Raw genomic sequence first — 24343 nt, 5'->3', positions numbered from 1 at the left:
CGATTCACGCCATATCACCAAGCGTGTCGAAACGGATACCTGGAAACGCTATCGTAGCGCTCTGCCGCATTTTCTCTATGGATTTCATGGTGGCATTGCGAGCGACCAATCGCCGATCCGGATCATTCACAAGATGATCGATCGCCGTCAGCCATTCCTCCGCCGTATTGTCGATGTGAAATTCCCCGGCGACTGCACAGCGTGCGAATGTCGGGCAGCGGGAAAAAATCGCGGCGGCGCCCATACGGCTGATGTCGATTCGCTTGGTGTCCGACCGGCTATCATTGGTCTTCCCGAGTAGGAGCGGTGCCAGCGCGATATCGACGCCCTGATCCGTGGTTTTTGCAAGATAGGACGCCCAGGGCAGTGGAAGGTTTATGGTCGTTCGCGTCGGGTCGATGTCCTGGCGGCTCCACTGGCGAGCAAGGTTACCCTCGGCGAAAACCTCGAAATGCAAATTCCGGTGCCTGTCCATTGCCGTCCTGACGATCGGCATCAGGAATTCATGTTCACGGCGGTGAACACCGGTCCCATGATAGACCATCTTCAATGACGCAGAGGTTTCGCTGACGATTTCGGATGATCTCCGGGCCGGGTTTGCAGGCATCGGCGCGAGGATCTCGATCGTGTGGCGTTTATTTGCCAGCGTATCAGCCAGGGTTTCCGTCGATGTCCACAGATGCGTGAGCAACCGGTTGACGCGCGGGAGCGGCCGGACGGCAAGATTGAGCAAGGTGAATTTGTAGGGCCAGGTTGCCTCGTCACCCGTAACGACGGCGGGAATATCGTCATCGACGAAATAGGCCACGCCCGCCAGGCTGTGGCGCCTGTCTTCCAGCCAGCGTAGCTGCGGCTCCCTGATATAGCGGCAGATGATGACGAAAAGCCCCTCGCTATCGACATCGTCCAACCCTTCGTCGAGCCCCTTCATGAGTACCGGGATATCGGCAAGAGCCTTGGTTCGTTCATCCAGATAGTAGCTGACACTGGGATTGGGGTATCGCGACAGCACGAGCAGCCGCTTTGCAGCGGAACGCGCTGTATCGACGGGCGCGGCGGAAAGCCGTGGTCTTGGAAGCAATCTGTAGACGATGTTGCGCAGAATTTGCATGGAGGGCCGACCGGGAGAAATCACGCGAGACGATTTCGCAGGGCCGTCAGCAGGCCGGCGACAATGCCCCAGATGAGGATAGTGGCCGCCAGAACGCCGCCAATCCAGAGGCCGCGCTTGGGGTATTTTGCTTCGTCGGGCAGATTCGGAGCAAGAAATGTGTCGAGATAAAGCAGTTGCTGCTTGCTGACGAACTGCACTTGCTCCAGCGTTTTCATGCTGGCCGCGAACTGCTGTTCGGCGAGGTTCTGCTCCAGCTCTCGCTGCGACATGCCGACCGACACATCGGCGAGGTTTTGCTCGGATTTGCCTTGCCCGGCCACCTGCCTGTTCAAATCGTCCAATTGCTTCTGCTTGCTTTCGATCTCGCGCTTCAGCACCCGCATCTGCGGCGCGGTCGGCGATACGTTGCCGAGCAATGCATCGTATCTCTGTTGCAAATTGATTCTGTCCGTCTGCACGGCTGTGATCAGGTTCGTGAAGATCGCCGATGATCCCGCGACGCTGAGGACGCCGGTTTGATTGCGGGCGAGCTGAAGTTGCTCCCGGCTTTTCTGCAGTTGGTCTTTTGCATTCTCCAGGTTGGCCTGAGCGGTGGCGATGACATCGCGCCAGATGCGGTTGTTGACATCGTTGACCACGGCTTCGGACGCGGCCACCACCTCCAGCAAGACCTTCTGTGCGTCAGCCGCCGAAAAAGCACGGACCTTGACCGTCACAATGCCGCTGGTCGCGTCGGTCTTGATAGAGACCATGTCCTCCCAGTAATCGAGCAGCTTTTCCGTCGAGGCATCGCGTCGGAGCCGCGCCAGCGGATCGATGTCCGGATTTCCATAGAGTTTCTGGAAATCGACCTTGGACTGGAGGGCGGCCACCATATCCTTGCTGGCAATGAAATTCGTGACGATCTGCGTGTCCTGAACGATTTGCACCGATGGCAGGCCGGTGACCTTGGCAAGCTGGTCCTTGCCGAGCGCCGGCGTCGAGGAGCGGACGGTGAAGCGCGTTTCGGACTGGTATTGGTCCACGGCTACGCAGGTGAAGTAATAGACCGAAACGATATTCGGAATGACAACAATCAGCACCGCGGCAGCCAGTATCAGTCGTCCGATGATTTGCTCCAGCGGGCGGGGACGCAGGCCGACTGCTTTGAAAAGCTGGCTTCGCTTGGATGTGGAAAAACGCAACTTGCGCGCGGTCACGGACAGCTTCGCGGCAACATCGCGGCTGTGCTGGATCGCAGTCAGCTGAACGGTATCAGACGTCTTTCCACTATCGTGAGCCATATGGGACCTTGTTGCCACTCCGCTGCATCTTACCTGTTCAATCTATAATAGGCTTCGATAGCCTGTTCGACTTTGTCGAAAACCATAAGTCTGCCGTCGACGAGCACCATACCCTTATCACAGTGCTTTTTGATCATGCCCATACTATGCGAGATCATGATGATGTCGGAATATTTTCGCCGGGCTTCGAAGGCGGCGCGACAGCGTTCCTGAAAGCGGGCATCGCCGACGGAGAGAACCTCGTCGACCAGGTAGCACTCGAATTCGATAGCCATGGAAAGCCCGAAGGCCAACCGCGCGCTCATACCGGAAGAATAGGTGCGTACCGGTGCGTTGATATAGTCGCCCAGCTCCGCGAATTCCTCGACGAAACGGGAGACCCGTCTAACGTCCTCGCCATAGGCGCGGGCGACAAAATGAAGGTTTGCCTTGCCCGTCATGAAGGGGTTGAAGCCGCTGGCGAAGCCCAGGGGCCAGGATACCCGCACGTCCTTGGTTATCCTGCCCGAATTTGCCAGCATGGTGCCGGCGATCATCCGCATGGTCGTCGACTTTCCCGCGCCGTTCACGCCGAGCAGGCCATAGGAATAGCCCGACATGAACTCGCAGCTCACGCGATCCAGGATTATTTTTTTGCCATTTTGTGTCTTGAAGTGTTTCGACACGTTTTTGAAGCGGATCATCGGTCGTCCCTCACTATATCCGGTGATCCTCCACGGACGCCCAAATCAGCGAAAGGGTCATCCAGATAACGGATAGGGCAAGCAATATCATCAACGGGGTCGTGAACCGATGTGGAAAGATGGCTTCATCCGGAAGCGTTGGACTGACGAAGACGGCGAGATAAAGCGTCTTGCGAAGCGCCTCGGCAAGCACCGTGTCGTAATTCCTTTGGGAAGCCTCATAGAGCTTCTCCGCGATCATCCGGTTCGTGTCCAGCTGCGAGTATTCCAGCAATGCCTTGGAAAGGCTTGCATTTTCCGGGCCGGTCAGTTCGAGTTTCATCTTGTCGATCTGATCCTGGAGGCTTTGCTGGGCAAGCGTCAGTTGCTGATAGGCCGGTGAACTATCCGCATTTGACTGCCGCATCACGAACAGGCGGGTTTCGAATTCGAGCTTTTGCGCAAGCAGTCCCGTCAGAAGCGTGCTGCTGCTGGTGGCCTGCGTCTCCGGACTGAGAAGTCCGGATTGATGCTGAAACAGGTTAAGCGCGGTCAGGGTGTCGCTGTAAGCTTTTCCGCTTTTCTCGACGTCGCCCCGCATGCTCTGCACGATGTCGTCGCGCGCGCGCTGCGACAGCTGGTTGATCAGCAGTTCGCTCTCCTGGATGATAGCCTGGGAGAGCTTGACGGAGTCGTCCGGCGTGAATGCGCGCACCTTCAGGGTGATGATGCCGGAGGAGACGTCGATATAGGCGCTGACGTGATCCGCCCAATAATCCAGAAATTTCTCGTCGGATTGCGAGGAGCGAAATCGAGAGAGAAAATCCGCATCCGGCCGCACAAACATGGACCGGTAGTCGAGTTTCTCGCCAATCCGCTTGAGGATTTCCGTCGAGTGGATGAAGCTCGTGACGACGTAAGCATCTTGTGAGGCGGAGCGCATGTTGAGAAGGCCCGCGGGTCCGGTACTATTGTCGGATGTACCGTCGCCCTTGTCGCCCGAGCTGGTGCCGGAGAGTGCTCGCACGGCAAAGCGCGCTTCGGCAACATACTGATCCGAGGCAATGAAGATGTAATAGACCGAGCATGCCAGAAACGGCAGAATCACGAACAACAGGAAGGTGATGAGCCTGAGGGGTGGCTTGCCGCCGGCTTGAGGCTCCGGATCCTGCGTGCCGGGGACCGGTATATACTCGATCTCTTCCAGATCGTTACGTTCGCGACGTTCCGGGACCCAGCGCCGAAACAATGACGGCAGAATTTGACGCGCAGGCTTTACCTGAGGGTATTGCTGATCGATCGTCTCTTCAATGACTGTTTTGGGCATGTCGGCTTGCACTCGTGTTCCGCAATTTCGGCGCGGTTGGTTTCATCGCCTCACGCACATAATGATCAAAGATCAAATCTTCTTCGAGTATTAGCTCGGCAATATGCAACGAACGCAATCTCGTAGCAACGTCCTCAAGAGCGGTGTGTCGCGAGAGCAGTGGAAGATCGCCGATCGATATGCCGAATAGTTCACCGACGGCGTCTTGAAAATGGATGCTGTCGGTATCGTGTCCGACGATGGTGAAGCGGGAGAGCAGATCGATTGCCGCGGCGACATCGCCGCGCGTCGCCAACTGCTCTGGCGTGGTCGTGACGAGCTGGCGGGTAACGGGCGACACCAGAACATTCGTGACATTCTGCGGCGCTTTCTTGAGCGCCGATTTGAGAGATACCTCGCTTTCGAGATCGATCTCCGCGAAATGTTCCGCCGCTGGCGCCAGGATGATCTTGTCGCGGTCGCCAAAGAACGAGATCTGCGTTTTCGCCATGCGCTTCAGGAGAAAGATGCGCAGGGCCAGTTCGTAGTAGGGATCCGTCAGCAGGACGATCGCCTTGAAACCCTTGTCGAGGAACTCTTCATAGTTCCGCAACAGCAGGCGTCCGCTGAGGTAGATCGATTTGACGGCATTGAGATGAAAGGCCTGGAGAGCCGTTTCATGGCCGAAGCGTTCCACCGACGACAGTTCATATTGGAAATGACGACCGCAGTGATAGTCGAATTTGACCATCGGCAGGAGTTGCGTTTCCAGCCGCAAGATCTTCTGCGGAACCAGTTGTGATACCTGCGGCCGCCGATAGACCAGCAATCCCGACTTGGCGTCGTGGATCATGAGGGTACTGCGTTCGGCTAGGTCGGGAATGATCTTCGTATCGAGTTTGAAGCCGACCCGGCCGTTCTCGTGGCGGCCCGAATCGATGACCGCCTGCTTGATCTGATCACAGGGCCGGACCATCAGCTCGCCGTACGCATCCGATACCCTGATATGCGGCATATCGGAAAAGCCGTCCGGGATGAGATAGCCCTCGAGAACCGTACCCCGATCGTATTCGAGATTAAACAGCACCGATGCCTCCCGGCGTCTCGCCCCGTTCGGCGGGGAGGGCATGTTGGCCTTCAAGAGCCGTCAAATTGTCGTCCGCGCTTTCAATCACGTCAAGATCACCCCAAACCCTGGTATTCGAGCCTCCATGCTGGCGCCCTTGTCACGAAGCAGCAGGCACCTTGCGCGCCAAGAGAGAGAAGCACGGTCCGCCAGGATGTTTGAAATCCTGATCCCTGATCACTATGTCGTTGTATCCGAGCTTTTCCAGCAGCATCAATATGTCGTCCCGATGCATCCAAAAATGCCGATCCTTCATGCCGCCGCAGAAGGATGCATTCGAGTTGGCAAGCTGGTAGCTGCGCTCGTAATAGCGCACGGGAACACCTGCTATCGTCTTCGTTTCGACTTTACCGCTGAAAGGATGACGTCGCACATCGTCTTCAGGCATAGCCTCATCGAGGAAAAAATGCGTCCAGATGAAGACGGCGTTGGTGCGGCTCGCCAGTCGTCGCAAGAATTCCCCAGGGTCGGCCATATGGTAGAGCACGCCAGAGGCGAGGGCGAAATCATAGACTTCGTCGTGCTCGGCAAGCCATGCCTGAATGTCGCCCAATAAGAACGAAGCGTTATTGATATTGAGGACCTGTCTTGTCAGCAGGCACCTCAGAAAACAGAGTCGATTTGCTTCGATTGCGTCGATTTGCGCTGGATGCTGGCGATTCAGCATGTAGGTATGCATACCTTCCAGCGGCCCGACCTCAAGAATCTTCTTCCCCTTGATGGAACCGAAGGTTCTCAGAGCCCAGTCGATCCGGTCATCCGCATAAAGATGGAGATTTCCAGCTTTTAGCTTGAGGGCGGCGGGAAAGGCGCAACTCCACCCGGGGAGAGCATCGATTGCATTCTGATGATCGGGTTTACCTTGTTCGTATTGATCGAATGTTGCTCCAACAGACCCCTCTTGGACCTTGTTCTTGGATCGCCTTGGAAAGCCGAACATTGGCAAAACCTTCATTCTCATCGGCATTTTATCCCGGTTTCGAGGAGTCTCCAGACCGGATTGAGCCGCTGCCTTGCGCAGTATGTATTGTGCCCTGTAACCACTCTAACGAATCCGTTCGCTCATTCGCTTCCGTCGTGGCAAATCCTGCGAAGAACGAAGCCGAAATTTTACGGATCCCTGGTTGTCATGGTCGACATCCATGTGTCTGTCACGGTTTAGAGTTCGCAACCGCGATAGGCAAGAGCTTGCTTATGAAAAGGCGGCGGTGGCAAGGCTGCCGCATTCAGCCCGACTACCGTTGGTCTTTGCTTGACGTCATTTCTTAACGGATACTTTTATCATTCAGTAAATATTAATTTAAATTTATACAAATCTACTGAGATAAATTGCTTTACTGAGGTTTTCAGCCTATGGGGCATAGGGTTGCGCGGCTGTTCGCGATTAAAGTGTGCTCATGAGATGGCGCGCATTTTTGACAGCGTGTGTCCTGGATGGGCTTGTTGAGGAGCGTCCATTATGCTTTTCAAGGTGCCAACGGATTTGTGAATAATGCGCCGCTCTAACCGAGTCGGTTGTAGGGGCTGATATTAATTTGAGGTTATTCAATTGAATCGCGTAGGCGCGTTGTTAGTTTGCGTAATGCTGGCGGGATGTAATTCCGTATCCAGCGAGGGGCCGCTGGCCGGTGCGATCGATAACGACGCGGGGAGGTCCAGTGCCGAGCTTGGACGCAAGAATGCGGCCGTTTTCGATATTGTCGATATCGATAGCCGCTCGGCGCGTCTCGTCTCCGACTATGTTTCCACCGCGCTCAACCGTCGGTTCGGTATCGGTGGCGGTGTCGGGCGGGTGGTCATCGGTGTCGGCGATGCGCTGCGGGTGACCATTTTCGAGGCCGGTTCCGACGGTCTGTTCTCTACCGCACAGTCGAAGCAGGTGTCGCTGGATATTGTCGTTCAGCCGGATGGAACGGCGGCCATTCCCTATGCGGGGTCCGTCAAATTCGCGGGCAAGACGTTGGAGCAGGCGCGCAAGGCGGTTCTGGCCGCGCTGGCGACCAAGGCGGTCGAGCCTGATGTCATTGTCACGAGCACCGGCACGGCATCACGTACGGTGACTGTTTCCGGCGCTGTCGGCCGTCCGTCTCTGGTTCCCCTAGACCTGACCAGCGAAAAGATCACGCAGGTGATCGCCAAGGCGGGCGGGCCGGTCACCCAGCCTTATGAAACCTCTGTCACGCTGGTTCGCGGCAACAGGATCGGCACTGCCCTTCTGAAGTCGATCGTCGAGCATCCTTCCGAGGATATTTACGTTCAGCCTGGCGACCAGGTTTTTCTCGTACGCGATCCGAGAACCTTTACCCTTATGGGCTCCGTCAAGGGTGACGGTCGCATCGAATTCGGCGCCAATGACCTCAATCTTCTCGAGGCTGTCGCCTTGGGCCACGGCGCGGTCGACGAGTCGACCAATGCCCAGGGATTCTTCCTGTTCCGCTATGAAGAGCCGGATATCGTCAGGAGCCTGCTCGGCCCCGCGCGTTTCCAGGCGCTCATGCAAAAGGGAATGGCGGCGGATTCCAAGGGGCGTTATCCGATCGTTTATCGATTTGACATGTCGCATCCCGACAGTCTCATCGTTGGGCAAACATTCCCGGTCAAGAGCCGTGACGTCATCTATCTATCGCGTCACCCCTCTGTCGATATCCGGAAGTTCCTGACGCTCGTCGGTTCGCCGCTTGGGATCGCCTCCCAGGGCGCCGCGACGGCAGCTAACCTGGGGCAGTAAGTCCTCGTGACGCGGGGCGCATGGCTCCGTATCCTCTGCGCGTTGATTGGCGTTCCGGCACCGGAATCAGCATGATTTTGGTGGGGCGTCGTGTTGCCGAAAGATCCGAATTGATGATGGATCATGAGGATTTACGCGAGCCGGCAGGGAACGCCCGCATTTTTTCAAGTGCCGATCTTCAATGATTCAAAAGTGATTGCGCACCAACACTTTTTGTCGAAAACGTCACCTTTGTTGTCTCTCACTCGGGATGGCTTTCCGCCACTTGGTCTTTTTACGGGTGACAACTGGAGATAATTATGATGAGAACGTTTATTAGATGAAGTTGGCTACTTTCATCATGGGGCAGTGTGAAGAATAACGCCGAGAGATCATGACGATTGAAATTATCGGACGGGCGAGTATCGCCCCGGGGGCGGGTTCGATTGAAGAGCTGCAGCTCGTTCTCAAGGAAGGGCGTTGCACTGTCGGCCGCATTCCCGACGAACGCTGGGATCTCGCTCGTTTCTGGCATCCCGTGGTCGGCACTCAAGGAAAAACCTATAGCTACGCCGCCGGCGTCATGGCGGACATTTATTCTTTCGATCCAACGGTCTTCGGCCTCTCGCAGCGCGAGGCGATGCAGATGGATCCGCAACAGCGCATCCTTCTGAACCTCGTCTGGCGGGCTTTGGAAGATGCGAACCTGCCTATCGACAGCTTCGAGGGCGAGCGGGTCGGTGTCTATGTCGGCGCATCGTCGCTCGACCATGGCAATTTGACGGCTGAGGATCCGGCGTCCGGCAGCCCCTATTTCATGACCGGCAACACGCTTTCGATCGTTGCCAACCGCATTTCACATATTTTCGGCTTGCAAGGGCCGAGCATGACGATCGACACGGCCTGTTCGTCGTCGCTTGTGGCGCTCGATCAGGCGGTGAGGGCGCTGGAAAGCGGTGACATCGACACTGCGATCGTCGGTGGCGTCAACCTTCTGCTCCACCCGCTCTCCTTCGTCGGCTTTGCCCAAGCGCGCATGCTGTCGCCGGAAGGTCTTTGCCGAGCCTACGACGATAATGGCCGTGGCTATGTCCGTGCGGAAGGTGGTGCGGCCATCATTCTGCGCAGGACCGATCGCGCCTTGCGCGAAAAGGATCGCAGTTACGCCCGCATTCTCGCAGTCGGAGTCAACTCCTCCGGCCGCACGAATGGCATCTCGCTGCCATCTAGGGATGCGCAAGCCGCTCTGCTGCGTTCGATCTATGAAGGGCAGAATATCGACGTCAACCGTATCGCCTTTATCGAAGGTCATGGCACCGGGACCAAGGTCGGCGATCCCGCCGAAGTTTGGGCGATCGGCGAGGTTATCGGCCGGAACCGACGGGCGCCGGTGCCGGTCGGCTCGATCAAATCCAATATCGGCCACACCGAACCTGCCTCCGGCCTCTTCGGCCTGCTGAAGGCAATGATTGCGCTGGAGCACAATTTCCTGCCGGCGTCGCTGCATTTCGACCAGCCAAATGAGACGATCGATTTCGAAGGGTTGAACGTTCGGGTCAATACATCGGCCATCGAGCTTCTTCCGGCGAAACGCCCGCGCTTTGCCGGCATCAATTCCTTCGGCTTCGGCGGCACGAATGCCCATGTCGTCATCAGCGACCCCGACCCGGTCGCTCCACCCGAGCCGCAGATGCGAGGCGATGGCACTATTTTCGTCGCGAGCGCACACACGGCCTCGGCGCTTTCGAGGCTGCTTGAGGACTATAAGAACAGCCTGACCTGCGCGGAACCCAAGGAAGCCCGGCAGATCGTCGCGTCCGCCGCCGCCAATCGCGAGCCCATGCGTCACCGTTTCGCGGCCAAAGCGAAGGATAGCGCGGCGGTGCTTGCGGCGATCGACGCGCATTTGTCCGGCGGCAGTTCCATCGGTGAAACCGGTGAAGTGCCGGGCCAGGCCGTCAAGATTGCCTTCGTCTTTTCCGGCAACGGTTCGCAATGGGCGGGCATGGGCGTCGAAGCCTATCAGGAAAACCGCCATTTCCGGCAATGTTTCCAGTCGTTCAGCGCGCTCTTTGAATATTACATCGGCGAGAAGCTGACGGATATTCTGGCTTCAGCCGATCTGAGCCTGCGGCTCGCCGACACCAAGATCGCGCAGCCCCTGCTGTTTGCCGTTCAGGCTTCGCTTTCGGATTGCCTGGCGGCACTTGGCGTGAAGCCCGATATTGTCTTCGGCCACTCGGTCGGCGAAATCGCCGCCGCCTATGCGGCCAAGGCACTGACGGCTGCCGAGGCGGTCGCGATCGTCGCCAAGCGCTCGCTGCATCAGGATCTTCTGGCCGGCGCGGGCAAGATGGCGGCCGTCGTTCTCAACGAGGACACCGCACTCGCTTTCGCCAAGTCGAATGGTCTCGACGAGATCTGCATCGCGGCGATCAATGCGCCGAACTCGGTCACGATTTCCGGTCCTGTCCACGAGATCGAGGCGTTCAAGGACGCCGCCCGCAAAGCGCATATCGTCGCGCACATACTTGATATCAACTACCCCTTTCATCATCCGATCATTGACCGGGCGAGGGACGCCTTCCTGGCGGATCTACCGGATGTCGCGCCGGATGCCGGCACGGGTTCGTTCATTTCGACGGTGACCGGTGAGCTCCATGACGGTCGTCTGCTGGACACCCAATATTGGTGGCGCAACGTTCGCGATCCCGTGCTCTTCAAGGTTGCCTGTCAGGCGGCAATCGCAATGGGATGCAACCTGTTCATCGAGATCGCGCCGCGTCCGATCCTGTCGAATTATGTGGCGGAGATCGCCAAGCAGGCGTCCGTCCAGGTGGTTGCGATACCGACACTGCTGCGCGAGGCGCCGGTCCCGGGCCGTGATCCGGTTTCGCAGTCCTTTGCGCGCGCTGTCGCCCATGGTGCGCCGGCATTGCGTTCGCGCGGGAGTGCGACGCGTAATGCCTTCGTCAAGCTGCCGCCCTTGCCGTTCGAACCGGTCGAACTGCGTTCTCAGCCGACGACCGACGAGATCGATATTTTCGGCCGCGACGGCAAGAGCCCCTATACCTTGCTTGGCTGGCGCACGGATCCCAACGGCTCCAGCTGGAAGAACCATCTGGACGCGCATCTCTTTGCCGATCTTGCCGAACACGTCGTCGATGGCAAGGCGATCCTGCCGGGCAGCGGTTTCATCGAGATCGCGGTAACCGCCATTCAGCAATATTACGAGACCGATGAGGTCGAGCTCGGCAATCTCGAGATCCTGCGGCCCCTGGAATTGCGCCAGGACCGCATAGTGGAATTGTCGACCATCCTGTCGCCGGAAACCGGCAACATCGAGATCCGTTCACGCGAGCGGCTGAGCAATGACGACTGGACGGTCCATGCCGTCGCCCGCGGCCGCAAGCCGATCGACCTCGGCGCGATCGAGGCGCGAACCCAGCGTCGATCTGACGCCCAGAAGTCTGTCCTGACTTCCGAGAAGACCTACGACATGGCGGAGCGGTTCGGGCTGCAATACGGCCCGCATTTCCAGCTTCTGTCGAAGGCCGTTGCTTTCGGCCACGATATCATCGACGTAGACCTCAAGCGGGCCGCTGCTCCCAGTCACCCGTTCGCGACCTATAATCTCAATCCAATGTCGGTCGATGCGGCGTTCCATGGTCTCGTGGCGCTGTTCGAACAACTGTCCGGCGATGAGGCCGGCGCTCCCTATATTCCGGTTCGCTTCGGCACCGTGCGTGTTTCGGGCAAGGGAAGGCGGATCGCCAAAGCTGTCATAGAGATCGATCGGTTCAGCCGCAATTCGATCAAGGCCCGTTTCCGCATGATGGACGCCGAGGGCGGTCAGATTGCCGTTTTCGACGATTGCCGCTTCCGCCGCACCTATCTGCGCCGTCATACGACGCTTGCTTCCGTCGCGTTTCACTATGAGACCGTGCCATCGGCGATCTTCGGACGTCGGGCCGGTTCGGACATGGCGCTGCCTGATGTCTCAGTGCTGCAACATCCTGCGGGGACGCATCCGCTCAACAATGCGACCCTGCTGCTCGATGCGGCCATCTATCGGGCATGCCATGAGATCGCGTTGGCGGCTGCGGGTAAGGGGGGAGCAATCTCGCTTTCAGACCTTCCCGACGAAGCTGAGTTCCGATCGTTCCTGGTCAACTGCCTCTATATTCTGGAGGATGCCGGTATTGCCTCGGCCGATGGCGGCGAGTGGCGCGTGCCGCTCGATTTTACCTTGCCACCGGTAAGCGATGTCCTGCGGGAGCTTTATCGTGAAGACGCCGGCCGTGTTGCAGAAGCCGTTCTCGTCAATAATGCCTATCGTGAGGCGCTGGAGCGTCTCGCCACAATCCACAAGCATGTCGTTGGCCAGTCACCGACCAAGGCCGCTGTTCATGCGGTCGGTGGGGCGACTCTGGAGCATGTGCTTGTTCACGCGCCTCTGAGTGGCAGGCGGCTTTCGATCATCGCAGAAGCGCTGACGACATCCATGCAGGCCAATCCCGGTTCTATCGGCCATATTCTGGAAGCGGGTTCGACATCGGTAGCTTTCAGCCAACGGCTCGCCGCGATTGCCGCCAAGGCCGGCGCCGGCCTGATCATTGCTGAGCCGCGAGAGCAGGTGCGCCGCGCGTTTGAAATCGCTTTCGAGCGGGACGCGCATGTCATCGTCACCGAGCCTGCCAAGCTTGTGGATCAGCCGCTTGCCGAGATCGTTGTTGCGTCCGGTGACCAGGGCCAGCATCTTCTGTCCCGCGATGAAGGGGTGAAGGCGATCGTCCGTGCGGTAGCCGCGCGAGGCGCGCAGCTGCTGTTCGTCGATCGTGCGCCGAGCGCCTTCAACGATTTTGCCTTCGGTCTATCGGAGGGATGGTTTGCCGGCAGCCAGTCGCCGGAATTCCCTGTTGGCCAGCTTGGCACGGTGCAACAGGTCGAGGATATCGTCGCAGCACTCGGTTTCGGTAAGGCGCAAGTCGAAGAGACGGTCTTTCCGGAAGGCGTGCTGATCACGGCAACGGCTGTGTCTGAACGCCAGGCAGCCGATGCCACTACCTTGCCGGATGTCGACGTACCGCTCCTCGTTCTGTCCGAGTGTGGCGAGAACCCCGTTGGGATCTCCGGGGCACAGACCATCGTAATCGACGTCGCAACGACGCCTCGGGATCTCGGCGATGTCGTAACGTCGCTCGAATATCATCCGATCCGCATTCTCTACGCGGCGGAAAGACGGGACGATCGCGATGCGTCCGCTGTGTCGCTGACGCGGCTGCAGACGTTTGCGGAGCTGGCGGATGCCTTGGCGCGTCGCGCCGATGGCGACAGGCCACGACTGGTGATTATCGCGCCCGGCGGCTCGCCGCTGGCCAATGAGCGGATTGATAGCGCCAATGCCGGCCTTTGGGCCTTCGCGCGCGTGTTGCAGAACGAATACGACGTCTTTGATGTGCATCTTCTGGATGCCGAGACGGATGACGAGCGGGCGATGGCGGCTGTTGAGATCATCCTTGTCGCCAAGACCGACAACAGGGAATGGGCGCTGGATCGGGTAACCGGCGAAGTCCGTGAGATTCGCGCCGCGGCCGGTCCCTTTGCCTTGACCGACATGAGCCGCCGTGACGTCGCGGCAGCGACGATCCGGCAGCATACGAGCGGCCGCCTCGATAGCGTCGTTTGGGAGGAGACGAACCCGCCAGTGCCGTTAGATGGCGAGGTGATTGTCGCCGTCGAAGCCACTGGCCTCAATTTCCGCGATGTCATGTGGGCCATGGGCCTGCTTCCGGAAGAGGCGCTGGAGGACGGCTTTGCCGGTGCCACGATCGGCATGGAATTCGCCGGTCGGGTTCTTGCGACAGGATCCGCCGTCAATGATATACAGCCGGGCGATAAGGTGATGGGGATCGGCCCCGCTGCGTTTTCGACCCATGTGCGTGTGCGCCGCGATGGCGTCACCAGGTTGCCGGAGAAGATGGAGACGGTCGCGGCGGCCACGGTGCCCGTTGCCTTCCTGACCGCCTATTACGCGATGGTCGAGCTCGGGCGTATTCAGCCTGGCGAGACGATCCTGATCCATGGCGCAGCCGGCGGTGTCGGTCTCGCCGCGCTCCAGATCGCCAAACTCAAGGGTGCCGAGGTGATCGCCACCGCGGGCACGGTCGAGAAGCGCCGGTTCCTGGAGATGCTGGGCGCCGATCATGTGCTCGATTCGCGCTCGCTGGATTTTGTCGCGGGTGTTCGCCGTCTCACGCATGGCGAAGGCGTCGATCTCGTGCTGAACTCGCTGTTTTCCGAGGCGATGGAACGAAGCATAGAGCTGGTCAAGCCGTTCGGACGCTTTCTGGAATTGGGTAAGCGCGATTACTATTCCGACCGCAAGATCGGCCTGCGCCCCTTCCGCCGGAACATCAGCTATTTCGGTATCGACGCCGACCAGTTGCTGGTCAGCGCTCCGGCCCTCACAAAGCGGATTTTTGCCGAGATTGGTGAACTCTTCTCCGCCGGTAAGCTGACGCCGCTGCCCTATCGTGCCTTTGGCCACGATGAGATCGGCAGCGCTTTCCGGCTGATGCAGAACGCCGGCCATATCGGCAAGATCGTCGTCCGTCCGCCCGTTCTGGGTATCGACCGTGTCTTACCGGCTCCCGCGAAATCGCTGCGGCTCGACTCTGATGGTATTTTCCTCGTAGCGGGCGGTATTGGCGGCTTCGGTCTCGCCGCCGCCGATTGGCTGGTCTCCAAGGGTGCGCGCCGCATCGCGCTGTGCTCGCGCCGGGGCGTAGCCGATGAGGAGACGATGAAAGCTGTTGGCGAATGGGAAAAGAAAGGCGCGGTGACAACGCTGCATGCCTGCGACATCACCGATGAGTCGGCTGTCGAATCCCTGCTTGGCTTGCTTCGCTCCGAAGGTGCGCTGAGGGGGGTTGTTCATGCCGCGATGGTTCTGGACGATGCGCTGCTCGCCAACCTGACGCCGGAGCGCAACAGGCCTGTCATCGATGTGAAGGTTCGCGGCGCCGATGTTCTCGATCGTTTGACCAGATACGACCGTCTCGATCTGTTCCTGCTGTTTTCCTCGGCGACGACCATGCTCGGCAATCCGGGGCAGGCGAATTATGTTGCCGCGAACGGCTATCTCGAAGGTCTGGCGCGTGCGCGCCGCGCCGCTGGACTGCCGGCGCTCGCCGTCGGCTTTGGCGCTATTGCCGACAAGGGATTCCTGGCCCGCAACGGCGAGGTCAACGAACTCCTGTCCAAGCGTATCGGCAAGGCCGCCTTGAAGGCACGCACTGCACTGGAGCAGGTCGAACGCTACATGCTTGCCGACACCGGCAAGGTTGAAGCTGCTTCTGTCATGATTGCTGAAATAGATTGGAGCGCCGCCCGTATGCTGCCGATCGCCGGTCGGTCGCTGTTCGAGCCGCTGATGCGCCACGCGGGCAGCCATCAAATCCTGAATGACGGCGATACGATCGATCTGCGGGAACTGATCAAGGGCAAGTCCGAGGATGAGGCGCGGGCCGCGCTGCATGCGGTCGTCGCGTCCGAAATTGCCGCGATCCTGCGCGTGACGGAAGATACGATCACGCCCGACAAGGTGTTGAAGGATATCGGTCTCGACAGTTTGATGGCGATGGAGCTTGGTATGAGCTTCCAGCAGAAGACTGGTTTCGACATTCCCTTGAGTGGTGTCGGGGAGGGGACAACGGTCAGTGACGTCGTCAGCCGCTTGTGCGATCGCGTCATGAACCGTAGTGGCGAGGAGGCCGCAAGCTCGGCGGCGGGCGAGGATCAGGTGGTCAGCCGCCTGGTGCAGAGCCACTCCCTGCAACCGAAGAAGGCCGCGCAGTCATGACGCAGGATGCCAACGACGATACTCCCGCTGGCGACCGGAAAAGCAGCCTGCTGGAGCAGATGCGCCGCGTCGGTGAAGCCTCGGGACGCAATCGGGCTGAACGATTGAACAAGCAGGCGCAGCAGCCGGTGCGCCAGGCAACGCGCTTTGAGGATCTACCGGAATACAAGCGTGTGATGACGCAGAAGATTGCCGGCGAAATGGCGGGTATCGCCAATCCCTTCTATCGCTCGCATGATGTTGCCGCTGGTGCTACGACACGCATGGGCGGACGCGAGTTCATCAACTTCGCCTCCTACGACTATCTGGGCACCAACACCGACCCGCTGGTGACGGCCGGCGCCAAGGAGGCCATCGACCGCTTTGGTATTTCCGCTTCCGCCAGCCGGCTTGTCGCGGGAGAGCGGCCGGTGCATGTCGAGCTGGAGCAGCGGCTTGCCAAGCTCTATGGCGTCGATGCCGCCGTCAGTTTCGTCAGCGGTTACCTGACCAATGTCGCCACGATCGGCTGCCTGATGGGGCCGCAGGACCTCGTCATCCATGACGAATTCATCCACAACAGCGCGCTTGCCGGCATCAAGCTTTCCGGCGCGGCGCGCCGTCTGTTCAAGCATAATGATGCCGAAAATCTCGAAAGCATCCTGAAGACGCTGTCTTCCGATTTCCGCCGTATCCTGGTGATCGTTGAAGGTGTCTACTCCATGGACGGCGATGTCGCCGATCTCCCGGCATTGCTGGAGTTGAAGGCACGCTACGGCTTCTGGCTGATGGTGGACGAGGCGCATGCGCTCGGCATCCTGGGTGAGAGCGGCCGCGGCACTTTCGAGCATTTCGGGGTCGATCCGCGTGACGTTGATATCTGGATGGGAACGCTTTCGAAGACGACGTCGAGCTGTGGCGGCTATATCGCCGGCAGCAGTGCGCTCGCCGATGTCCTGAAAGCAGAGGCGGGTGGTTTCGTCTACAGCGTCGGCCTAGCGCCGGTTCTGGCGGCGGCGGCTATCGCGGGTTTGCGGATTTTGGAAGCAGAGCCGGACAGGTCGGCGCGGCTCCGGCACAATGGCAATCTTTTCCTGGAGTGCGCCCGGCAGGCGGGTCTCGATACCGGCCTGAGCCTCGGCTTTTCGGTCGTGCCCGTAATCGTCGGCGATTCACTACGCGCCGTACAGCTTTCCAACGATCTGCTGAACGAGGGCATCAACGTTCTGCCCATCATTCATCCGGCCGTGCCCGAAGGCATGGCGCGCCTGCGCTTCTTCATCACCTGCGATCACACTGAAGAGCAAATTCGTCATTCCGTCGCCGTAACTGCCCGAAAACTCAAAGATTTACAGGATCGGAATTTCGGCCTAGGGTCCATCGACATGGACAAGGTGATGCAATTGTTACCGACGCGCCAGACCTCCGGCACGCCATAACGTCAAGGCGATCATTTCATGCATGTTGTCGTCACCGGAGGCTCAAGCGGGATCGGTCTGGCGGTAGCCAAGCTCTATGCAGGCAGGGGCGCGCGTGTTTCCCTGCTCGCCCGCCACCCCGAACGTCTGGAACAGGCACGCAGCGAGCTCGCCGCCATTTCCAATGTAGATCCGTCCCGCATCCAGATCGCCTCCGTCGATGTCGCATCCGCAAGCCAGACCTTGGACGCCGTCGCGCTCTGCGAACGTGCCTTCGGTCCTTGCGACATTCTCATCGCCTCGGCGGGGATTGTCGAACCCTCAGCTTTCGACGCGATGCCGGCGGCCGTCTTTGACGAACAGATCACCACCAATCTCCTCGGAACCGCGAATGTCGTGCGCTCGGTCTACAAGGGCATGAAGGCGCGCCGTAGCGGCAAGATCATGATGATCTCCTCGGGCGCCGCGCTGATCGGCATATATGGCTACACCGCCTATTGCGCTTCCAAGTCGGCGCTGGCCGGTTTTGCGGAAGCGCTCGGCGCGGAAGCCGGCGCTTTCGGTGTTCGCGTCTCGGTGTGCTTTCCGCCGGATACGCTCACGCCGCAATATCGCCGTGAAATGTCGATGCGACCCGCCGAGGCGGAGCTTTTGATGGGCTCCGTCAGACCGTGGAGCGCCGACGCGGTGGCCGCCAGGATCGTGCGAGGCCTCGATCGTGGCAAGGCTCGCATCCATTTCGGATTGTCACTGACGGCACTTGCCTATTTCGGCCCGTTGATCAAACCGCCGCTGATGTGGTGGTTTTCCCGTAAAATGCGAAAAATAACTGGGCAAGAACAAGAAGTAAGTCTTGTAGACGCGGTCGATGGAGGCTTTGATCGCGGGAAGTGAGCACGGAGTTTGCTCAACCCGCGCGACAATGCGGTGCGCCCGGCGTGAGGCGCGCAAGAGATGATGAAATTTGGATTGGGGGCCTTTGTTCGTTCTGATGTTCGGAAGGAACGGGGCAGATGGCAGGTATTTGGACGATATAGTTTTAAAGCTTCATGATTTTCCGGCTCTTTTGACGGCTACCTGCTTCGCATTCTCCTGCGTCGTCATCTTCCTGACCGATCCCTTCGCGATGCCGGCCGCCGTCAACAGGCAGAATCGTACCGAGAGAAGCTTGAGGCGGCGGGCCTTTGAATGGGTTGCGAAAGTTCCCGTCATCGCTCTCGTCTATGCCGGCTTCTTCGCGATTTCCTGGCGCCCGCTTTACGGCGCGCAGGGCGCGATCAGTTTTTTCGTCATCTTCACCGGCATTTCACGCGCAAAATTCCAGTTCATCCGTGAGCCCTTGGTCTTTTCCGATATTGCCCTGGTGGTCGACGTTTTCAAATACAAGGAAATTTTCTACGCGAGTTCCCTGAACGTCGTCTTCTGGATCATCGCGCTTTCCTATGTGTTCGGCGTCAGCGGCCTTTACATGTATTTCGAGCCGTCGATCCTACCCGAACGCAACGGTTTCCTCTGGGTTCTCGTAATGCTGGCCGCTGCTTTCGGCCCCTGGCTTGCCCTATTCAGCCGGATTGTCAGCGATCCGGTCTGCCGCTTCACGCAGAAGGTTCTGGGTAAGGTCGATGTCAAGAAGGATACGGTCAGGTTCGGGACCTTCGCATCCGTCGTCTTTCATTTCGTCATCTGGGTCGGCGTCAGACGCGAGGCGATCGTCACGCAGCTGTCAGAGCGATTCCTCTCCGTCCTCCACGAGCTTTGGGAGCATGGCGACGACGAGCCGCTGATCGTCGTCTGGCAATCCGAATCCTTCATCGACCTCCGGCATTTCGGCGTGGAAAACGTCAAGCTGCCCAATCTCGACCGATTGCGGGAGCAGGCGGCGCAATGGGGACGCATGACCAGCGTTTTCGAGGGCGGCTATACGCTGCGCACCGAATTCGCCGTGTTGAGCGGCCTGTTGCCCGAAAACGTCCATATCGACGCGAGCTATCCCTATCTGCGCGCCAGCCACTACAAGGATGTCGTGTGGCCGGCGCGGCTGAAGAAAGCTGGCTGGAAGACGCACTTCATCCACCCCTACGACAAGACCTTTTTCCTGCGCCACAAGGCCATGCCGCAGCTCGGCTTCGACCGGATGATGATGCTGGACGAATTCGATCACAGGCCTGATCGCGATGGACCCTATGTTAGCGATCTGGCGCTGACGAAGAGCGTGATTCGCGCGATCGACGAGGATGGAACGGCGAAAAACTTCATGTTCGTCGCCTCCATGGCGAATCATGGTCCCTGGGAGCCTGGCCGCTGCGGCGACCTGACGGATCCTGTGGATATCTATAGCGAATTGCTGATGCGCGCCGACCATGCGCTCGGCAACCTCGCCCATCACCTCGACAGGCTCGATCGTCCTGTCTGGCTGCTGTTCTATGGCGATCACGCGCCGTTGCTGAAGGCGTTCGCCGATCCCTTTCCGGATCCGCGCACGGATTACATCGTCGTTCCGCTCGGCCGGGCGCGGGCGCATTCGCAAAGGCCGATGCCGGCGCAGGAAGAAGCGCCCTGGAACCTCATCGGCACCTTGCTGCGTTATGCCGGTCTCAGCACCGAGGTCCCGGAGTGATGGCAAGCGGGCAGGAGGCTGGCGAGCAGGGGGGCGCGGCACGCGTCTTTCTCTTCCTGCAAGGGCCGTCATCGCCGCTTTTCGTCGAAATCGCGAGGGGGTTGGAGGCCGCGGGCTGCCGCTGCATCCGCATCAATCTCAATCCTGGCGACTGGATGTTCTGGCATCGCCGCGGCACTTTCAATTATCGCGGCGGTTTCTCCGGCTGGCGCGACTATGTCCGCCGCCGAATCGAGGAAGACGGGGTCACGGATGTGATTCTTCTCGGCGAGGAGCGCCCCTATCATCAGGTGGCGATCGAAGAGGCGCAGCGGCAGGGCGCCGAGATCAATATCGTCGAGATGGGATATTTACGGCCGGATTGGGTAACGATCGAGCGCGAGGGAATGTCGTCCAATTCGCGTTTCCCCGTCGATCCGGAGCATATCCTGCAAGCAGCAGAGGGCTTGCCCGAGCCGGATTGGACGCGTCGCTTCAGCCACAGCTTCCTTGCGGAAGCCGCCTATGATCTTCTCTACAATCTCCCGAATGCCTTCCTGTGGTTCCTTTACCCCGGTTATCGGCGCCATGCGCTCTATCATCCGCTGGCCGAGTATGCTGGCTGGCTTCGACGCCTGCCGTCGGGCGGTAGGCACGCGCGGGAAGCGGACGCGGCGATTGAAGACCTGATTGCCGATGGGACGCGATTCTTCGTCTACCCCTTGCAGCTTCAGACGGATTACCAGCTGCGCTCGCATTCTCCCTTCCATCAGCAGCAGGATGCCATAACGCAGATCATACGATCCTTCGCCATTCATGCCGCTCCCGATACGCATCTGGTGATCAAGCTTCATCCGCTCGATAATGGGCTGGTCGACTGGAAGCGCTATATCGACGGCATCGCCGCCGCCCATGCCGTTTCGTCGCGTGTCAATTTCATCGACGGCGGCAATTTTGAAAAATTGATCGCGGCGAGCTGTGGCATGGTGACGGTCAATTCCACCGCGGCACTTTCGGCGCTGCAAGCCGACAAGCCGGTAAAGACCCTCGGAGCGGCCATCTACGATATCGAAGGTCTGACCGACCGGCAGCCGCTGGACCTCTTTTGGGAAAATCCCACGGCGCCATCTGCCGATATTCGCCACGCATTTCTGAAATTGCTGGCCGCCTCAATCCAGGTACGCGGGAATTTCTACTCCCGTGCCGGCGCGCGCGCCGCGGCGGCTGCGATCGCGGAGCGGCTTCTGGCCCGGACCATCAACTTGCCGGGCGCCTATGTCGATCCGCCGCCCCGACAAAGGCCGGTGAAGATCGATATCTCCTAAGCCTCCATTGAATCGAAGGCCCGATCAGTCTCGGAAAAGCAGCGTCGCTCACTCTCGCATATGTGAGTCGCCGATGAGGCTGCCGACCCTGAAATTGCCATAACGGCACCTTACATACGGAATCGCAGTAAACTTAACGTGTCGATTCGCGTTGAGACAAAGAACGAATACGCGGTTTGCCGGGAGCAAACGTCATGGATGGCAGTAAGATGGAACGGTTTATGCTGAAGGAGCTGCTGGCGATCATCGCAGCTCTCGTGCTTGTTTCAGCGGTGCTTTTGACGATCGTCATCACCGGCAATTACTGAGCGGCACGCCTTGGCGTCCCTGGTTCCATTTGTGCGCAAGACATAGGGGGCTCTCTCTCCCCGAAGTGAGAACGGGCGTCGAACAACTGGCAAGCTAATCGCTTTGCCTATTCATCTTCTTTTTTTAGGAAAAATGGTGGGCGATGACGGACTCGAACCGCCGACATCCTCGGTGTAAACGAGGCGCTCTACCAACTGAGCTAATCGCCCTTCAGCGAAGCGGTGCAATTGCCCGCCGCGTTTCGGTGGCCGTGATCTATGCGGAACGACGTAAAACCGCAAGAGTGTTTGTGAAGTTTTTTTGATTTTTTTGCTCGCGCGGTGTCGGCGCAAGTTATCAACAATATGCGCTTTCTCGAAAGCAGGCCGGGAGAGGGCGGGGCGTATGGGCTGTTTTTGAAATGCGTGGCACGCGAACCTGCCATGCTAAATCGATGGAACCGAACCGCGTTGCCGTTGCCTCTGAAAACAATTCGCGATCTGTCACGGATTTGTATTCAAACCTGCTTGACACCCAAACACGAACCCCGTAGTTAGCCGCTCATCGAACGGCCAAGGCCGCTTTGATGGGTGCGAAAGCATCCGGAACGCTTTGAAATGAATGCGGGTGTAGCTCAGTTGGTTAGAGTGCCGGCCTGTCACGCCGGAGGTCGCGGGTTCGAGCCCCGTCACTCGCGCCATTTCAAAGAATGAATTCCGGGCTTTTGCCGGACCGCAAGGTCAAACAATGCGCGGGTGTAGCTCAGTCGGTTAGAGTGCCGGCCTGTCACGCCGGAGGTCGCGGGTTCGAGCCCCGTCACTCGCGCCATTTCGCTTCAAGTAACTACAATCAATCATCTATTTGCTGCGAGTGCGAAAGGCCCTTTTCGCCTTTGCGCCGATTTGTCGCGATATCGTTGCAACACATTGATAAGTCCGCTTCGCTAGTGCTTGAAGTGAGACATTCAAAAGGCTTGCGCCCGCGCTCCGGCTGCGCTAACCACGGCTTTGTTGCAACGCTCTTTCGCTTGGCTTGGGCATTTGCTCAAAGGCGCCGCCCCGGCGCTCATGGCAGGCAGGGATGGACATGATGACTGGACTGCTCAGTTCCTATATTCCGATAGCGATTTTCATTGGTATTGCCGTAGTGATCGGCCTGGCGTTGTTGATCACGCCGTTTGCCGTCGCTTTCAAAGCGCCCGATTCGGAAAAGCTCTCGGCCTATGAGTGCGGCTTTAACGCATTCGATGACGCCCGCATGAAGTTCGATATCCGGTTCTATCTGGTGTCGATCCTCTTCATCATCTTTGACCTGGAAGTCGCCTTCCTCTTCCCTTGGGCCGTATCCTTCAGTGCGATCGGCTGGTTCGGGTTCTGGTCGATGATGGTGTTCCTGACGGTGCTGACCATCGGCTTTATTTATGAATGGAAAAAGGGAGCCCTGGAATGGGAGTAACCCAAAGCAACACGACGCTCGTTGCGCCGCAGCCCAAGGGGATCATCGATCCCGCGACCGGCAAGCCGGTTGGCAGCAACGATCCGTTCTTCGGCGAGATCAACAATGAGCTCGCCGACAAGGGTTTCCTGGTCACCTCGACCGATGAGCTGATCAACTGGGCTCGTACCGGCTCGTTGATGTGGATGACCTTCGGTCTCGCATGCTGCGCCGTCGAAATGATGCAGGTTTCCATGCCGCGTTACGACGTCGAGCGTTTTGGTTTCGCGCCGCGCGCCTCGCCGCGCCAGTCGGACGTCATGATCGTCGCCGGCACGCTGACCAACAAGATGGCACCCGCGCTGCGCAAGGTCTATGACCAGATGCCGGAACCGCGTTACGTCATCTCGATGGGCTCCTGCGCCAATGGCGGCGGCTACTATCACTATTCCTATTCGGTTGTGCGCGGCTGCGACCGCATCGTGCCGATCGATATCTATATACCGGGCTGTCCTCCCACGGCGGAGGCGCTGCTTTACGGCGTGCTTCTGCTGCAGAAGAAAATCCGGCGCACCGGCACGATCGAACGGTAAGGCAGGGGACAAGGTATTATGAGTGAAGCCCTGAACGAGCTCGCCACCTATCTCACGGAAGTTCGTGGCGCCCTGATTTCGTCGAGCGAGATCAAGTATGGCGAGCTGAACGTGACGACGACGGCCGAAAACGTGATCGCACTGCTGACGTTCCTGCGTGATGATGCCAAGTGCGGCTTCGTCAACATGACGGATATTTGCGGCGTCGACTGGCCGCAGCGCCCTGACCGCTTCGATGTCGTCTATCATCTGCTGTCGCCGAAGAAGAACCTGCGCATCCGCATCAAGGTTCCTGTTGCCGAAGATCAGCCTGTTCCGTCGGCCTGCGGCATCTATCCGGGCGCCGATTGGTTCGAGCGCGAAACCTGGGATATGTACGGTGTTCTCTTCACCGGTCATCCGGATCTGCGCCGCATCCTGACCGACTACGGTTTCGAAGGCCATCCGCTGCGCAAGGATTTCCCGACCACCGGCTTCGTTGAAGTTCGTTATGATGACGCTGCCAAGCGCGTCGTCTACGAGCCGGTCGAGCTGAAGCAGGAATTCCGCAACTTCGACTTCCTCTCTCCCTGGGAAGGCACGGACTACGTGCTGCCGGGCGATGAGAAAGCAAAGGCATAATTTGATGGTGTGTGGCGGGCTTTCAGC

General features: G+C 58.8%; 15 protein-coding genes and 3 tRNA genes. 11 read left to right on the top strand and 7 right to left on the bottom strand.

All coding sequences use genetic code 11. The features are described from left to right. Positions 1 to 4: 4 nt before the first annotated feature. The 6 genes from AC1RO0_RS17620 to AC1RO0_RS17595 all read right to left on the bottom strand — a co-directional run bounded on the left by AC1RO0_RS17620 (position 5) and on the right by AC1RO0_RS17595 (position 6452). Positions 5 to 1111, bottom strand: coding sequence for a hypothetical protein (locus AC1RO0_RS17620; RefSeq protein ID WP_498594142.1), 1107 nt, complete (start codon positions 1109 to 1111; stop codon positions 5 to 7). 20 nt (positions 1112 to 1131) lie between these two features. Next, the gene (locus AC1RO0_RS17615; protein WP_498594141.1) at positions 1132 to 2397 is read right to left on the bottom strand and encodes a KpsE/RkpR family capsule polysaccharide export protein; all 1266 of its coding nucleotides are present in this window, start codon (positions 2395 to 2397) and stop codon (positions 1132 to 1134) included. Between the two features lie 29 nt (positions 2398 to 2426). Further along, positions 2427 to 3080: an ABC transporter ATP-binding protein gene (locus tag AC1RO0_RS17610; RefSeq protein WP_498594140.1), complete on the bottom strand. Its 654-nt coding sequence runs from the start codon at positions 3078 to 3080 to the stop codon at positions 2427 to 2429. Positions 3081 to 3093: 13 nt separating this feature from the next. Then, complete coding sequence (locus AC1RO0_RS17605) at positions 3094 to 4386, bottom strand: KpsE/RkpR family capsule polysaccharide export protein (protein ID WP_498594139.1); 1293 nt, start codon at positions 4384 to 4386, stop codon at positions 3094 to 3096. After that, entirely contained in the window at positions 4367 to 5452 is a 1086-nt protein-coding gene (locus tag AC1RO0_RS17600) for a hypothetical protein (RefSeq protein WP_498594138.1), read from the bottom strand. Before AC1RO0_RS17600 ends, AC1RO0_RS17605 begins: the two co-directional genes overlap by 20 nt. Before the next feature lie 139 nt (positions 5453 to 5591). After that, positions 5592 to 6452, bottom strand: a complete 861-nt coding sequence (locus AC1RO0_RS17595) for a class I SAM-dependent methyltransferase (RefSeq protein WP_498594137.1) — start codon at positions 6450 to 6452, stop codon at positions 5592 to 5594. A gap of 588 nt (positions 6453 to 7040) precedes the next feature. On the opposite strand from AC1RO0_RS17595, the gene AC1RO0_RS17590 reads away from it, so the two are divergent. From AC1RO0_RS17590 to AC1RO0_RS17565, 6 genes are all read left to right on the top strand, one after another. Continuing rightward, the gene (locus AC1RO0_RS17590; RefSeq protein ID WP_498594136.1) at positions 7041 to 8219 is read left to right on the top strand and encodes a polysaccharide biosynthesis/export family protein; all 1179 of its coding nucleotides are present in this window, start codon (positions 7041 to 7043) and stop codon (positions 8217 to 8219) included. A 373-nt stretch (positions 8220 to 8592) separates the two neighbouring features. Next, a complete protein-coding gene (locus tag AC1RO0_RS17585; RefSeq protein WP_498594135.1) occupies positions 8593 to 16062 on the top strand; it encodes a type I polyketide synthase in 7470 nt (2489 codons plus the stop codon). After that, positions 16059 to 17480, top strand: a complete 1422-nt coding sequence (locus tag AC1RO0_RS17580; protein WP_498594134.1) for an aminotransferase class I/II-fold pyridoxal phosphate-dependent enzyme — start codon at positions 16059 to 16061, stop codon at positions 17478 to 17480. The genes AC1RO0_RS17585 and AC1RO0_RS17580 overlap by 4 nt, the downstream gene beginning before the upstream one ends. A gap of 18 nt (positions 17481 to 17498) precedes the next feature. Further along, a complete protein-coding gene (locus tag AC1RO0_RS17575) occupies positions 17499 to 18353 on the top strand; it encodes an SDR family oxidoreductase (protein WP_498594133.1) in 855 nt (284 codons plus the stop codon). Between the two features lie 130 nt (positions 18354 to 18483). After that, positions 18484 to 20076 carry an LTA synthase family protein gene (locus AC1RO0_RS17570; protein WP_498594132.1) on the top strand — a complete coding sequence of 531 codons (1593 nt, stop codon included), beginning with the start codon at positions 18484 to 18486 and terminating at the stop codon, positions 20074 to 20076. After that, entirely contained in the window at positions 20076 to 21380 is a 1305-nt protein-coding gene (locus AC1RO0_RS17565) for a capsule polysaccharide biogenesis protein (protein WP_498594131.1), read from the top strand. The genes AC1RO0_RS17570 and AC1RO0_RS17565 overlap by 1 nt, the downstream gene beginning before the upstream one ends. A gap of 442 nt (positions 21381 to 21822) precedes the next feature. Here the strand turns inward: AC1RO0_RS17565 and AC1RO0_RS17560 are convergent. After that, a tRNA-Val gene (locus tag AC1RO0_RS17560) sits at positions 21823 to 21898 on the bottom strand. 393 nt (positions 21899 to 22291) lie between these two features. Between AC1RO0_RS17560 and AC1RO0_RS17555 the strand changes: the two genes are divergently transcribed. The 5 genes from AC1RO0_RS17555 to AC1RO0_RS17535 all read left to right on the top strand — a co-directional run bounded on the left by AC1RO0_RS17555 (position 22292) and on the right by AC1RO0_RS17535 (position 24316). After that, positions 22292 to 22368 (top strand) — tRNA-Asp (locus tag AC1RO0_RS17555). Positions 22369 to 22419: 51 nt separating this feature from the next. Next, positions 22420 to 22496: transfer RNA gene (locus tag AC1RO0_RS17550), tRNA-Asp, on the top strand. 261 nt (positions 22497 to 22757) lie between these two features. Further along, entirely contained in the window at positions 22758 to 23123 is a 366-nt protein-coding gene (locus tag AC1RO0_RS17545) for an NADH-quinone oxidoreductase subunit A (RefSeq protein ID WP_498594130.1), read from the top strand. Further along, positions 23114 to 23695 (top strand): NuoB/complex I 20 kDa subunit family protein, encoded by a 582-nt coding sequence (locus AC1RO0_RS17540; RefSeq protein WP_498594129.1) that lies wholly within the window; start codon positions 23114 to 23116, stop codon positions 23693 to 23695. The genes AC1RO0_RS17545 and AC1RO0_RS17540 overlap by 10 nt, the downstream gene beginning before the upstream one ends. 18 nt (positions 23696 to 23713) lie before the next feature. After that, positions 23714 to 24316, top strand: coding sequence for an NADH-quinone oxidoreductase subunit C (locus AC1RO0_RS17535; protein WP_007689949.1), 603 nt, complete (start codon positions 23714 to 23716; stop codon positions 24314 to 24316). The last annotated feature ends 27 nt before the right edge of the window (positions 24317 to 24343 follow it).

The sequence above is a fragment of the Rhizobium sp. GW821-FHT14E12 genome (assembly GCF_058803745.1).
The sequence above is the reverse complement of the archived record's forward strand: the minus strand, read 5'-3'. Positions and strand labels throughout refer to the sequence as shown.

What these genes read in the sequence shown, in the direction of transcription:
- AC1RO0_RS17620 (WP_498594142.1), bottom strand. Translation starts at nt 1,111, where the DNA reads ATGCAAATTCTGCGCAACATCGTCTACAGATTGCTTCCAAGACCACGG.
- AC1RO0_RS17615 (WP_498594141.1), bottom strand. Translation starts at nt 2,397, where the DNA reads ATGGCTCACGATAGTGGAAAGACGTCTGATACCGTTCAGCTGACTGCG.
- AC1RO0_RS17610 (WP_498594140.1), bottom strand. Translation starts at nt 3,080, where the DNA reads ATGATCCGCTTCAAAAACGTGTCGAAACACTTCAAGACACAAAATGGC.
- AC1RO0_RS17605 (WP_498594139.1), bottom strand. Translation starts at nt 4,386, where the DNA reads ATGCCCAAAACAGTCATTGAAGAGACGATCGATCAGCAATACCCTCAG.
- AC1RO0_RS17595 (WP_498594137.1), bottom strand. Translation starts at nt 6,452, where the DNA reads ATGAGAATGAAGGTTTTGCCAATGTTCGGCTTTCCAAGGCGATCCAAG.
- AC1RO0_RS17585 (WP_498594135.1), top strand. Translation starts at nt 8,593, where the DNA reads ATGACGATTGAAATTATCGGACGGGCGAGTATCGCCCCGGGGGCGGGT.
- AC1RO0_RS17580 (WP_498594134.1), top strand. Translation starts at nt 16,059, where the DNA reads ATGACGCAGGATGCCAACGACGATACTCCCGCTGGCGACCGGAAAAGC.
- AC1RO0_RS17575 (WP_498594133.1), top strand. Translation starts at nt 17,499, where the DNA reads ATGCATGTTGTCGTCACCGGAGGCTCAAGCGGGATCGGTCTGGCGGTA.
- AC1RO0_RS17565 (WP_498594131.1), top strand. Translation starts at nt 20,076, where the DNA reads ATGGCAAGCGGGCAGGAGGCTGGCGAGCAGGGGGGCGCGGCACGCGTC.
- AC1RO0_RS17545 (WP_498594130.1), top strand. Translation starts at nt 22,758, where the DNA reads ATGACTGGACTGCTCAGTTCCTATATTCCGATAGCGATTTTCATTGGT.
- AC1RO0_RS17540 (WP_498594129.1), top strand. Translation starts at nt 23,114, where the DNA reads ATGGGAGTAACCCAAAGCAACACGACGCTCGTTGCGCCGCAGCCCAAG.
- AC1RO0_RS17535 (WP_007689949.1), top strand. Translation starts at nt 23,714, where the DNA reads ATGAGTGAAGCCCTGAACGAGCTCGCCACCTATCTCACGGAAGTTCGT.